We start from the raw sequence: 12238 nt of genomic DNA on the forward strand, positions 1-12238 counted from the left end.
GTCTTCATCCCAGCCTTCGCCGCGCGGACGGCCCTGCAAACCCAACCAGCGATGCCGCCCGCGCTGGCAACAAGACCGTCAATGCACTAACATTCCAGCCGGACCCGTCAGTGGGGGCTGATCACCCTACCAGATCCGCGCCAGCGACCTTGAAGATGAACGGATCAAGGTCGATTTGGCGCGCAAATCTCCGCGTATCATCCACGACGATAATCAGAAATCGCTGTTTCCCGCCATTTGAAGAGGGGTGCATAATGAATCAGTCTTCGCTCTCGGCAGAAAGTCGTGGCTCTTCGCTGGGTCGGACCGTGGCGCCGACCGCGCGGCCGTCATGTATACGCTGATTGCAAGTGCCCGGCTCAATGAAGTCGACCCGCAGGCCTGGCTCGCCGACGTGCTCGCCCGCATCGCCGACACACCGCAGAGCCGGCTGGCCGATCTCCTGCCGTGGAACTGGAAGGCGCAATCTGCAAGATTGGCGGCATGAGCCACGCTGATCGCATCGCCCGCATCAGAATCCAGCTCGATGACTGGCAGCCCGCCGTCTGGCGGCGCGCCGAGGTGCCGCTGGCGGCGACGCTCAAGGCCTTGCACGACATCATTCAGGCGGCCATGCCGTTTGACGATTATCACCTGTTCGAGTTCCGCGCCGACGGAAAGCGCTACGCCATCCCCGATCCCGAATGGGATAGTCTGCGCGACAAAACCTACTCGGCGAAGACGATGCGGCTCGGAACGCTGGTCGATCGCGGCATCACGCAACTGGCCTACACCTACGACTTCGGTGACGACTGGCGGCACACGATCGCGATCGAGGCAATTGCCGACGCGGATCCCGCTGCCGAGTATCCCCGCTACATCGACGGCGCCGGCCGCGGTCCTCACCGGAGGCTTACTTCAATGCCGAAGGAATGAAACCTACTCCACCGTGCGCCGACCGTTTCTCGGTTTGACGGGCAGCCTGCCCTACCGGCACGTTCTGTCTCGTCTCCCGCGGGAAGGTCAGGCCGGCATCTTCATGGCCGTATCCTTCCATGGTGAATCAGCCGGTGGTCTTGTGCCGGTTCTTAGCTTTTACGTCTCAAGTGGAATGCGACCGAGTCGTTCCGGAACTTTCCTGCTTCCGGCCGCCGACGGAAGCTCCCTGCCGGCTATGAGAAACGCAAATATCTTGTTGGCAGATAAGAACTTGGGGCAGCCAAATCAACTCTTTCGCGCATTCAAACGGTCGATGAGATCTTAAGGCAGTGCCTCGTGGCGTTTCCCGATCTTTTGCAAGTACCGAGCGTGGCTTGGAGGTCAAGTAGCAAGCGCTCGCCGTCTAGAAGCGGGCGATGACTATCAGAAGGTTGCGGTGGGGAGACCAAGGAAATCCGCCGATCGCTGGCAATCTCCACCACCTCGGCCGTTTCCGGCCCAATATCGAACTCCGTCCGCGTCAGTCCCAGGCCGCCCCATCGAGCGCGTCGAGCGGGAATTTGATATACCGCTTGCCGTTCGACTCCGGTGCTGGCAGGCGGCCGCCATTCATGTTCACCTGCAGTGCGTGCAGGATAAGCCGTGGCATGGGCAACCTCCTGTCGCGCGCCTCGCGGAGCTTCATGAACTCGGCCTGCGACCTGCATTTCGAGATATGAATGTTCTTCGCCTTCTGCTCGGCGACATTCGATTCCCATCTGGGCTCGCGCCCGTCGGGCTGGTAGTCATGGCCGGTGAAGATGCGCGTTTCTTCCGGGAGGGCCAGAATCTCCTGGATTGACTCCCACAGACGTACGGCGCTGCCGCCGGGGAAATCAGAGCGCGCTGTGCCGCTGTCAGGCATAAAGAGTGTGTCGTGCACGAATGCCGCATCGCCGATGACGTAGGTAATCGAGGCAAGCGTATGGCCGGGCGAGAAGAGGATCCTGGCGGGGATGGAGCCGACGGAGAATGTCTCGCCCTCGGCGAACAGCTTGTCCCATTGTGAACCGTCCGCAGGGAAGTCGGGCCAGTGATAGATGCGCTTCCACATTTCCTGTACCTGCACGACCTTTTCCCCAATCGCCGTGGGCGCGCCGGTCTTTTCCTTCAGATAGGATGCGGCCGAAAAATGGTCGGCATGCGGATGGGTGTCGAGGATCCATTCGACGTCGACGCCTTGTTCGCGAACATATTCGAGTATGGCGTCCGCATTCTTCGTTGTGGTCGCGCCCGACTTTTCGTCAAAATCAAGTACTGGATCGATAATCGCGCACTTCTTTGTGGTGGGGTCAGCTACGACATACTGGACTGAGAAGGTTCGCTTGTCGAAAAAAGCTTTAACGACCGGGCACTCAACGCTCATGTTGAAATCTCGATTTGGAAAAAAGGCAATATCTGGTCAACCACTCCGACGACCACCTCGGGTGGGCTTCGTTCACACGTATCCGAATAAAGAGAATTGTCCGACGCAACAAGTTTCAGCGGCACTAACCTGATCCCGCCGTTACCGTGGCTCACTCTGCGCAGCTTCCTGATCTGCGCTCCCATCGTTTGCGATCTGACGTCCAACCAAGAGGGACTTTCTCAGTCCAGGCTCAATTTCGTTGTATGCGCTATCTGGCTGCGCGCCCATGGCATCCAGCAGTTTGCTAAAGAAGCACCTCGCAGCGGCAGCGGACGCGACATCGAAAATCTCCTGGTCAGATAAGCCATGGCTTCGCAGGCCTTCTATATCATCCGCGCTGATCGATGTAGCGTCGCGCACGACCTTGGTCGCAAACTGCATCACGGCCCGATCGGTCGCGTCAAGGGAAGGCTCCTCCGCGTCTTCAACTACGGCTTGGAGTTCTTGTGCGGTGAAATGGTCGCGCAGCAGAAAAGAACCGTGCGCCAGCATGCAATACGAACTCCGCAGCTGTTTCGCGGCGGCAATTGTGACGAGTTCATAGCGCCGCACATCCATGTTGCTCTTTATGCTGTCAAGCAAACCGTCCCACGCGTCCATGACTTCCGGACGGTGGCTGAAGACCTTCACCATATTTGGGAGATAGCCGAATTCACGTATGGCTCGCGTGAACATCTCCACTGCCTTTTCACCAGCGTTCTTTCCGGTCAGGGTTTGGATAAAAGGCATAGCGCTGCCCAATTGAAGGCCAGTGTTACTCACGGGACGATACCGAAATTTCCGACCAACGCAATGCAGAGACATGCGGATCTTGCGCCAGGAGGGCCGTGGGTCTCCAGATCTACTGCGCACCAACATCATAGCCAAAGCTCGGGCCCCTGCGAGTTACCAGGAGCTCCCTTGGGTACTGCAATCTTAGGTGGCGGCTTAGCGAGACCACGGGCATGCGTATGGGGCGCAACTGTCGAACAGGGAAGAGCTGATCGTGTCAGTCAGCGATGTGTTGACCGCGAAGGCGGATCGACAATCCGACCGTCGGCCTTGTCCATCGTGCAATTTCATCCTATTTCAGTATATAGGCATGCTGGACGTTGCGCCAGTGGCCCGCAGGCGCGTGAAACTCTCTTGCGCCCTACACCGGACGGGACAGCAGCAGTAGGGGAAACTATGGCTGACCTTCGCAATATCCAAGCGACCCCCGCACCGGCGAGCGCTCGCACCGAAGCGGCAATCGACGAGGGCCTGCGCGCGTATATGATCAGGGTGTACAACCTGATGGCGCTGGGCCTCGCAATCACCGGCGTGGCCGCATTCGCGACCGCTCAGATGGCCGTTTCCAGCGGGCAGCTCACCGGGTTCGGACAGCTCATCTTCGCCAGTCCATTGCGGTGGATGGTCATGCTTGCGCCGCTCGGCTTCGTATTCTTCTTGAGCGCCCGCATTCAAAAGATGACGGTCTCGGCAGCGCAGACGACCTTTTGGGCTTTCGCTGCGGTCATGGGCCTGTCTCTCGCTTCGATCTTTCTCGTCTACACTGGCGAGAGTATCGTGCGCGTGTTCTTCATCACGGCCGCCTCGTTCGGCGCGCTATCGCTCTGGGGCTATTCGACGAAACGCGACCTGAGCGGCATGGGCTCGTTTCTGTTCATGGGCCTGATCGGCCTCATTCTGGCGATGATCGTCAACATTTTCCTGGCGTCTTCGGCGCTGCAGTTCGCCATCTCCGCAATCGGCGTTCTGATCTTTGCAGGCCTGACAGCCTACGATACGCAGCAAATCAAGGAGATGTACTGGGAAGGCGACGATACGCTGGTGGCGGGCCGCAAAGCGATCATGGGCGCCCTCAGGCTCTATCTGGACTTCATAAATCTGTTCATGTTCCTGTTGCAGTTCCTGGGTAATCGCGAATAGGGGCGCTCGGCCGGATGAACACGCGAAGGGCGGTTCAGGGCCGCCTCTCCTTCATGATCGATCGGTTTGTCGGCGTCTGAGCAGCGAGCGCAACACTGGCTTCGCGAGGGCTCCCGTTGATCATTGTCACTGTGGGAGGGTGAATAGTCACGCTCGTCCGCATCCGTCAGTCGGCAGCCGAATCTACTTTCAGGAATACGCGATCATCCCATGACGAGATGTTTCAAGGGTATGTGCCGCCGGAGAAGCCCGGTCTTTGATCGGCATTGGTCCCGATGACTTTCCCAGATATCATCTTGACCGCTACGGTGCCCAACGGCGTAATCGAAACCTTCCCAAGGTCGGCACGTACACGGTCTGGAATCTCCTTGCTGACTGCATCCGTGCATCCTCACGGCGCTGGATTGTCACGAATCTGTTGCGCTTCGACCGGCTGCGCATGCTGAGCAAACCTACCAGAGAACCGGCCACCTCTAGCATTCTGCTGAGTATCACGTCGGGGTCGAACCGTCACTGCCCACACAAGCGAATTTCTCGGATCCCGGCATCTGTGCGGCCTCTCGTTCCTCCGGTTTGAACCGGCTTTCCTCCTGGTCGTTGAAGACGTGATCTTGCGTGATCACTTGCAACGCGCGGAGTCGTAGTCGTAGCCAATCAGCTCGACGTTCGCATCGACAGTTTCAGGAAACATGTGCCCGTTCTTCCTAAATCATCGAACTGATGTCGGATGCAAAGCTCGGATAGGCGAAGATGAGGCCCTTTATCTGGTTCGCGGTCAGGCCTGCGGCCATCGCCATCGCGAAGAGGTTGATCTGCTCCTCGGCGCCGGGGCCGATCAGGTGGGCCCCCAGGATCTTTCCGGTCCCCTTTTCGACCAGAACCTTGTAGGCGGTGTGCTTGGCGCCGACGCGCAGCGATGAATACCAGCCTGCGGTTTTGTCGAAATGGGTGTCGAAATCCAATCCCTCCTCGCGTGCTGCAGCTTCTGAAAGTCCGACTGAGGCCAGTTGCGGCAGTGTGAAGACGACGCTCGGGATCGGTGGATAATTCACCTCCCGCTCGTCCTTGCCGGCGAGCAGGTTCTTAGCCGCGATCCGGCCTTCGTTGGCTGAGACGGGGGTCAGCATCGGGCCACTGTCCGCACAATCGCCGGCGGCGAAGATTGCGGGGTTGGTGGTGCGCATGAAGGGGCTGACCTTGATGCCCATGCGGCTATACTCAACGCCTGCGGCTTCGAGGTTGAGATGGTCGATATTGGGGACGCGACCGGTTGCGTGAACCACTAGATCGCAGTCGACGGTCTCAACGCCTGTCGGCGTCTCGTAAGCGACTGTAAAACCTGTGCCATTCTTCTCGATCTTGAGAACCTTGGCCTCAGTCCGCAGATCGACGCCGAGATCGGCCGTGGCTTCGGACAAGATCGCGACAAGGTCCGGATCAAAATTCCCCAGCGGCCGCTCCATCATTTCCAGAACCGTCACTTCGCGCGCCCCCGTACGCTTGGCGATATGGGCGAATTCCATCGCGATGAATCCGCCGCCAACGAACACCACCCTGTCGGGCCGTTCCGGCAACGCGAGGAAATCGGTACTGGTCGCCAGCAATTCCTCGCCGGGGATGTTCAGCGCCATTGGCCGGGCGCCGGTGGCGATATGAAAGTGTCGTGCCGATAGGACTTCGCCACTGACCTCGATCTTGTCACGCCCGGTGAAGCGTGCCTCGCCGTGCAACACTGTAATACCGGCTTTGTCCAGTCCGCCTTCGATGCGGTCGGGCATCGCATCGGTAAACGTGCGCTTGAAGGCGATCATGTCCGGCCAGTTGACGGAGGTCTGTGCCACCAGCCCCTTGCCGTCGAGGTTGCGGGCCCATTCGACCCCCTCGGTCACGGCGATCAGCATCTTTTTGGGATCGCAGCCCCGCAACGCACAAGTGCCGCCGAAGGGCAGGCTGTCGATGCTGGCAACCGTCCAGCCAGCGTTGGCGGCCATCCGAGCGACACCGTTTCCACCCGTACCACCTCCGATCACAATCAGATTGAACCTTCCGGTATTGCCCATGTTTTCCTCTTTCGATCGGTTGCGGCTGTTAGACCGCATTCACACTCTTCCAGACGAACAGTTTCAGGTTTGTTTTGGGCTCCTCGACTGCCTGGCCTTATGTGGAGTGGCAGCGGTTACATTCACAGCCCTTTTCACGAAGAGTGCCGCCGGTTCTGACGAAGGCCTTTTCAAGCTAGTCGTGGAGGGGATGCGTGACGGCGTTCCATTATTCCTTCCTATCCGGCGCAGCAGGAGAGCTTCGCCACGTCCTTGCCGAAGCCCTGCGCGGCAAGCTTCAGCCCTTCGACCGTGGTGAGATAGGGAAAGATCGTCTCGCCCAGTTCCCGGGTCGTCATGCCGTGCTTGATGGCCAGCACCACCGTCTGGATGCTGTCTGCGCCCTCGGGCGCAAGGATCTGGCCGCCAAGCAACCTGTCGGTCCCGGCATCGGCAACCAGTTTGATGAGCCCACGCGTGTCGCGGGCAGCCAGCGCCCGCGGTACCTGGTCGAGCGGGACTATCGAGGTCTTGGTCGTAAAGCCTGTGGCCTGAGCCGCCCGCTCGGTCAAGCCGACACCGGTCACCTGCGGATCAGTGAACGTCACCCACGGCATGGCCGCGTTATCATAGACGAGGCTGTCGCCGTTCAGCGCGTTTTTCGCCGCGAGCTTGGCGCCGTAGGCCGCCATGTAGACGAACTGGTCACGGCCGGTCACGTCGCCCGCCGCGTAGACGCCAGGCCTTGAGGTGCGCATCCGCTCGTCGACGACGATGCCGCCATTGCCGGACAGCCGCACGCCCGCGTCGGCTAGCCCGAGAGCATCGGTGTTCGGAGATCGCCCCGTGGTCAGAAGAACCTCCTCGGCGGGGATCACTTCCTCCGCCCCGCCGATGGCAATCGTCAGCTCGACACCTCGATCGGTCCGCGCGATCCTGCGATAGGCAAGATCGGTGCGGACGGTGATGCCCTCGTCACGAAGATAGCCGGTCAGGGCCTTAGAAACCTCCGGCTCTGCCTCCGGCAGCAGGCGGCGACGGGTAACGAGTGTCACTTCCACCCCCGCGCGGGCAAACATCTGCGCGAGCTCGCAGCCGATATAGCCGCCGCCGATCACTAGCAGCGAACGCGGCAAGTCGGTTAATTCGAGCGCGGTCGTGCTGGTGAGGTAGGGAACCTCCGCAACGCCGGGAATATCGGGCAAGGCCGGCGAAGAACCGGTCGCGATGATGATCCTGCCGGCCGGGATCGCGGCGCCATTCACGAATACGCCCTGTCCGTTCAGGCGCGCAGGACCCTCAAGATAGACAATCCCGTTATATTCGGGCAGCAGGTCGATATATTTCTTCTGCCGCAGGGTTGTGACCAGATCATCCTTGGCCGCGATGAGACCTGCCCAGTCAATCACATTGGCCTCGCCGGCAAGGCCGGGAAAACGATGCGCGGCGCGCGCACCGTGCAGCGCCTCGGCGGCGCGGATCATCGTCTTCGACGGCACGCAGCCAACATTGACGCAAGTGCCGCCGATCGTGCCGTGGCCAATGAGCGCGACCTGCGCGCCCAGCTCAGCGGCCGTGATCGCGGCCGAGAACCCCGCGGAACCGGCACCGATCACCGCCAGATCATAGCGGCAATTATTTTTTGACTTGCAGCAGTCGGACATGAAAATCTCCTACTGATTTCTGTTATCGACGCGTGGCCGATGTCGCCACAGCAGGTAACCCACTGCAGCAACAATCATGATGAGAACAGGCAATAGACCGTAGACCGCTGTTGTGAGTGCGCCCACGCCGATCACGCCTACAGCGCCGGCAGGAGCAGCGCCAACCAGCACAATGCTACATCAGAGCGCCAACCAGTCCGAAGCCAGGTATGGACCGGTCATGCATGGGTCTAACTCCCGATCGCCTTGGCAGGATAGCCAGCATCGGTGGAAGCAGCGGCAATAGCCGCGACCGTAGCGGTCGACGGGTCGTAGACAACCGTCGCCGTCTTGGCCTCGAAATCTACCTTGACCGATTTCACTCCCGCAACACCTTCCATGGCCAAGCGTACCGTGATCGGACACGACGCGCACGACATGTTCTCGATGGCAAACGTCTGCGTCTTTTCTGCCACGGCAACTGCTTCTGACGGCGACTGGGCGGAAGCGGAGCTGACGAACGACAACGCAATCATCGTGCTTGTCCCGAGAGCAAGTGCGGCGAAGATAGCTTTCGGCAAGTGTTTCACGTGTTGTCTCCTATTCTAATAGAACAGCGGTGCCCACCAGCCGATCGTGATGGCGAGCACGATGATGACCGTCGCGATCCAGAGCGCGGTCTTGGTGATGATGGCGGAGCGCGGACGGGCGCAGTAGGAACCCGGTTCGCAAACGGTCTTGGGCTTGAAATAGACTTGCCAGAAGCCAAGCCCGAGCGGCACGAGCGTCGCGGCCACGATATAGGGCTTATAGGGTTCGAGCATCGTCAGGCTTCCGATCCATGCGCCGGAGATGCCGAGCATCACCAAGAGCAGGGGGACCACGCAACAGGCCGATGCCAAGGACGCGCCGATGACGCTTAGCGTTGCGAATCCGCCCTCACTCCGAACCCGATCACTGGCAACCTCCCGAGAGTTGCCGCCGAATTCTTTCATCAACGACCATCTTCGATTTTGAATCGCTTCACGTACATCATTCATCATCCAAAACCCTCACGACAATTCTTGGGTCCCATGGTACATAACTCCTGTAGCAACTACAGGCTCAAGAGGGAAATTGCGCCATGACAGAACACGTTCCGGTGAAGGGGCTGCAGCGTAGCCAGCTCTCCAATCGCACCGGCTGTAACATCGAGACAATCCGCTACTATGAAAATATTGGCCTGATGCCGGAGCCGCCGCGCACCTCCAAGGGATATCGCCTGTATGACGAGACCCACGTGCGACGCCTGCGCTTTGTCCTGCGCAGCCGCGAACTGGGCTTTGGCATTAATGAGATTCGCGGCTTGCTAGACCTCGTCGATCGTAAGTGCCAGACCTGCGCCGAGATCCAGGAACGGACAAAACCGCATCTGGCGGAAATCAGGGCCAAGATCTCCGACCTCCGGCGCATCGAGCGGCTCTTGGCCCGGACCATAGCGCAATGCTCGGGCGAAGATGTGCCGGAATGCCCGATCCTCGATGCGCTCGTCGCATGACGGTAGGTGTCGCTGCCCTACGTTGCTGTCGGCGTAGCTGAGATCATCGGTTGGGTAGCCCATTCAGCGACAGCGGCGGAACACCTAGAGGGTGTCATTTCACCCCTACCCGGGACAGCCCCAGGTCGCGGCAAGACTTGGCCGTGGTTTTCATCGGTATACCCGCGGGAACATGAGGCCAACGCTTGCTATGAGGCGCAGCGTCGTGCCGCCCGGGCACGCGTTCGCGGCGAGAAAGCCGAATTCTATCACTGGGCCAAGGTCGCCGCCGAAATCGCCCGCATCTCCCCGCAGGCGGAAATGGATATCGAGAAGGTGACCGGGATGTCGCCGAGGAAGAGCGACGCAGCGGTTGACGCGCGGGTGTGCGTGCCGCTTGCGCGCTGCGCCCGGCAAGGGAGGCTTCGCCGCGGCGGGCCGGATCGGTCCGGCCCCGCAAATCTGCCGGGTTGCCCGCCGCGCCCTTGCCCGGCTTGCTCTTCGCGGCCTGCCGATCCTCGTCCCGGCACGGACCGGGAGCGGGAATCGGATAAGAGGAGCGCGCGAAGGCGCAGGCGAGATATGGAAAAAGCAGACCTGGAAGAGCTGAGAGGGAAGGTGCCCTGCAACTCCGTGCTGGAGGACGCGGGGTTCGCGCTCGATCTCAAGGAGAGCAGCCGCAAGGCGATGAAGTATCGCCGCGCCAGCGAGATCATCATCGTGATCCATGACGGCAAGGGCTGGTTCGATCCCTTGTCGGATGCGAAGGGCGACGTCTTCTCTCTGGTGGAACATCTGGACGGCGTTCCTTTTGCTGCCTCGCTCTATGTCGTTGCCGAGCTGGTCGGCTTTACGCCGTCCGAGCCGGTCTGGATACGCGAGGCCAGAGATCGCACGCCTGACCTGACGATCGTGGAACGCTGGCGCGTCCGGCGCAAGCCCTGGCCCGGCTCGGCGACGTGGCGCTATCTCCGCGACACGCGCCACATCCCTGAGCGTGTCATCCGAAAGGCCAACGCCGCGAACCTCCTGCGCGAAGGCCCGAAGGGCAGCATGTGGGCCGGCCATACCGATCACGCCGGTCAGGTGACCGGCTGGGAGGAGCGCGGTCCCGATTGGCGCGGCTTCGCGTCCGGCGGCGCCAAGGTGCTGTTGCGTCTCGGCCGGCCCGATGCGCTCCGGCTCTGTGTCACCGAGGCGGCGATCGACGCCATGAGCCTGGCTGCGATCGAAGATGTTCGATCAGACAGCCTCTATCTCAGCACCGGCGGCGGCTGGGCACCGGCCACGGCCGAGGCCCTTCGCGCACACGCCCACCGGCCGGGCGCCCATCTCGTGGCGGCCACCGACAACAACGCGCAGGGCGAGACATACGCCGGCCGTCTGCGAGACCTTGCGGCCGAGGCAGGATGCGGGTTCGAGCGGATCTGTCCGTTGGAAGACGATTGGAACGCTGAGCTGGGAAGGAGTGAGGAATCGAAAGGGAGGGAGAAGCCGAAGGAGGACGGCTGCCGCATGCCCGCCGGCCGCCTCAAGGGTGACGCTTCGCCCGGCTGACGCCGGCCCTTGACCCGGCCGGACGGAGAGGCGGCCGCTTGAGAGGGGTCCGGAAGGGCTGAAGACGATGGCGACGTCGAGAGGATGAGCCGCGCTCCAGCCCGGAGGCCAAGGAGCCCACCCATGACCCTCTCTCCCATCCGCAAGATCTATTTCGGAGTTGCCGATCGCCGGCAGATGTTCAGTCTGTTCGATCGCCACGCCCAGCGCCCCAACCGTTGGCAGAACGACGACGGCGCCCTGTTCGCGGGCGAATGGTTCGAGATCGCCCGGCCCGAACACGATTACATGCTCGATATCCTGCCGCCGCTCTGGATGCGCGGTGAGATGTTCGCCCTGGGCGAATTCCTGACCGGCAGCATCACCAGCGTGTTCTATGCGCTGCGCATCAATGGGGCGGACCGCTACTTCCATGCCTATTGCGATCTCGCCCGGCCGGGTTCGCCGGTCGAGATGCGCGATGCCATCGTCGAGCGGGAGCGCCGTCCGGTCAAGGCGATGACCCGCGAGGAGCGGATCGAGCATATCTGGAGCGCCACCGAGGACCGGTATCGCAGCTATGCCGGGGCGGGTTTCCGCCCCGAGAACCGCGGCCAGCGCACCATCATCGTCTATGGCAGGCATGGAAGCAGCTTCGCTCTGCTGGATCATCTGACTGACGTGCAGATCTCGGAAAAGCTTCCCGTTCATCTGCGCCACCTGCCGCTGCTCGAGGCCGCGTGAGGCCGCCATGTTCACCTTCCCGATCATGGCCGTGCGTAAGGTCATCGCGCGCGGGGAAGCCGACGCGGCCGCCAATGGCGGCTTCCGCGATCCCTACTACGGCTTGAAACCCGGCCAGGGCGAAAAGCCCGGCCTGTGGCTCGTCGGCGACGAGGGCGTCTACATCATCTCGAACGGCAAGCTCGCCGATGGAGAGACACCGCTCGTCGTCTATTCCGCCGAATGCCACCCGAAGGGCAACCCGGATTGGTGGGACTACAAGCGCCGCCATTTCGGTGGCGATGACGGCGTCGAGTTCATCGATGCCGACCTGCTGATCCCGAGCTTCAACCGGAACTTCGGCGCCACCCATCTGAGGGTGCAGCTCACCGAGCACGGCATCTCGTTCTCGCTGATCACCCGCTGACCCCATCCCGAATCTGTCGCGTGCGTCGCGCCACCGGTCATCTCGGCGGCGGGCGGCCGCGCACCCCAACCCACGGAG

The 12238-nt window shown here is 61.2% G+C and carries 12 protein-coding genes and 1 pseudogene; 7 read left to right on the forward strand and 6 right to left on the reverse strand.

Features of this window, described 5'->3' with window-relative positions; genetic code table 11:
- Positions 1–268: 268 nt before the first annotated feature.
- Positions 269–487: pseudogene (locus GTK01_RS16745) on the forward strand (transposase domain-containing protein); the annotation flags it as partial.
- Entirely contained in the window at positions 484–915 is a 432-nt protein-coding gene (locus GTK01_RS16750) for a plasmid pRiA4b ORF-3 family protein (RefSeq protein WP_252928150.1), read from the forward strand. The pseudogene GTK01_RS16745 and the gene GTK01_RS16750, both read left to right, overlap by 4 nt.
- A gap of 523 nt (positions 916–1438) precedes the next feature.
- Here the strand turns inward: GTK01_RS16750 and GTK01_RS16755 are convergent.
- Positions 1439–2323: an MBL fold metallo-hydrolase gene (locus GTK01_RS16755; protein ID WP_252928153.1), complete on the reverse strand. Its 885-nt coding sequence runs from the start codon at positions 2321–2323 to the stop codon at positions 1439–1441.
- A 141-nt stretch (positions 2324–2464) separates the two neighbouring features.
- Complete coding sequence (locus GTK01_RS16760; protein ID WP_371924381.1) at positions 2465–3094, reverse strand: carboxymuconolactone decarboxylase family protein; 630 nt, start codon at positions 3092–3094, stop codon at positions 2465–2467.
- Between the two features lie 438 nt (positions 3095–3532).
- Here GTK01_RS16760 and GTK01_RS16765 point away from each other — a divergent pair, with 438 nt between their 5' ends.
- Positions 3533–4276 (forward strand): Bax inhibitor-1/YccA family protein, encoded by a 744-nt coding sequence (locus tag GTK01_RS16765; protein ID WP_223006709.1) that lies wholly within the window; start codon positions 3533–3535, stop codon positions 4274–4276.
- 704 nt (positions 4277–4980) lie between these two features.
- Here the strand turns inward: GTK01_RS16765 and GTK01_RS16770 are convergent.
- The 4 genes from GTK01_RS16770 to GTK01_RS16785 all read right to left on the reverse strand — a co-directional run bounded on the left by GTK01_RS16770 (position 4981) and on the right by GTK01_RS16785 (position 9001).
- The gene (locus tag GTK01_RS16770) at positions 4981–6336 is read right to left on the reverse strand and encodes an NAD(P)/FAD-dependent oxidoreductase (RefSeq protein WP_252928155.1); all 1356 of its coding nucleotides are present in this window, start codon (positions 6334–6336) and stop codon (positions 4981–4983) included.
- Positions 6337–6554: 218 nt separating this feature from the next.
- Entirely contained in the window at positions 6555–7979 is a 1425-nt protein-coding gene (gene merA / locus GTK01_RS16775) for a mercury(II) reductase (RefSeq protein WP_223006707.1), read from the reverse strand.
- 230 nt (positions 7980–8209) lie between these two features.
- On the reverse strand, positions 8210–8548 hold the full coding sequence (locus tag GTK01_RS16780) for a cation transporter (protein ID WP_252928157.1): 339 nt from the start codon (positions 8546–8548) through the stop codon (positions 8210–8212).
- 15 nt (positions 8549–8563) lie between these two features.
- A complete protein-coding gene (locus GTK01_RS16785) occupies positions 8564–9001 on the reverse strand; it encodes a mercuric transporter MerT family protein (RefSeq protein ID WP_371924382.1) in 438 nt (145 codons plus the stop codon).
- An 80-nt stretch (positions 9002–9081) separates the two neighbouring features.
- Here GTK01_RS16785 and GTK01_RS16790 point away from each other — a divergent pair, with 80 nt between their 5' ends.
- From GTK01_RS16790 to GTK01_RS16805, 4 genes are all read left to right on the forward strand, one after another.
- Complete coding sequence (locus GTK01_RS16790) at positions 9082–9495, forward strand: helix-turn-helix domain-containing protein (protein ID WP_252928159.1); 414 nt, start codon at positions 9082–9084, stop codon at positions 9493–9495.
- 300 nt (positions 9496–9795) lie between these two features.
- Positions 9796–11031, forward strand: coding sequence for a DUF3991 and toprim domain-containing protein (locus tag GTK01_RS16795; RefSeq protein WP_252928161.1), 1236 nt, complete (start codon positions 9796–9798; stop codon positions 11029–11031).
- 123 nt (positions 11032–11154) lie between these two features.
- On the forward strand, positions 11155–11754 hold the full coding sequence (locus GTK01_RS16800; protein ID WP_252928163.1) for a DUF1419 domain-containing protein: 600 nt from the start codon (positions 11155–11157) through the stop codon (positions 11752–11754).
- A 7-nt stretch (positions 11755–11761) separates the two neighbouring features.
- Complete coding sequence (locus tag GTK01_RS16805) at positions 11762–12160, forward strand: DUF3085 domain-containing protein (protein WP_252928165.1); 399 nt, start codon at positions 11762–11764, stop codon at positions 12158–12160.
- Positions 12161–12238 lie beyond the last annotated feature (78 nt).

This window comes from Aliihoeflea sp. 40Bstr573, from assembly GCF_024105655.1.
Classification (GTDB): Bacteria; Pseudomonadota; Alphaproteobacteria; order Rhizobiales; family Rhizobiaceae; genus Aliihoeflea.

Coding starts and splice junctions, on each gene's coding strand:
- GTK01_RS16790 (WP_252928159.1), top strand. CDS start 9,082: ATGACAGAACACGTTCCGGTGAAGGGGCTGCAGCGTAGCCAGCTCTCC.
- GTK01_RS16805 (WP_252928165.1), top strand. CDS start 11,762: ATGTTCACCTTCCCGATCATGGCCGTGCGTAAGGTCATCGCGCGCGGG.
- GTK01_RS16750 (WP_252928150.1), top strand. CDS start 484: ATGAGCCACGCTGATCGCATCGCCCGCATCAGAATCCAGCTCGATGAC.
- GTK01_RS16785 (WP_371924382.1), bottom strand. CDS start 9,001: ATGATGAATGATGTACGTGAAGCGATTCAAAATCGAAGATGGTCGTTG.
- GTK01_RS16795 (WP_252928161.1), top strand. CDS start 9,796: ATGGATATCGAGAAGGTGACCGGGATGTCGCCGAGGAAGAGCGACGCA.
- GTK01_RS16770 (WP_252928155.1), bottom strand. CDS start 6,336: ATGGGCAATACCGGAAGGTTCAATCTGATTGTGATCGGAGGTGGTACG.
- GTK01_RS16765 (WP_223006709.1), top strand. CDS start 3,533: ATGGCTGACCTTCGCAATATCCAAGCGACCCCCGCACCGGCGAGCGCT.
- GTK01_RS16800 (WP_252928163.1), top strand. CDS start 11,155: ATGACCCTCTCTCCCATCCGCAAGATCTATTTCGGAGTTGCCGATCGC.
- merA (WP_223006707.1), bottom strand. CDS start 7,979: ATGTCCGACTGCTGCAAGTCAAAAAATAATTGCCGCTATGATCTGGCG.
- GTK01_RS16755 (WP_252928153.1), bottom strand. CDS start 2,323: ATGAGCGTTGAGTGCCCGGTCGTTAAAGCTTTTTTCGACAAGCGAACC.
- GTK01_RS16760 (WP_371924381.1), bottom strand. CDS start 3,094: ATGCCTTTTATCCAAACCCTGACCGGAAAGAACGCTGGTGAAAAGGCA.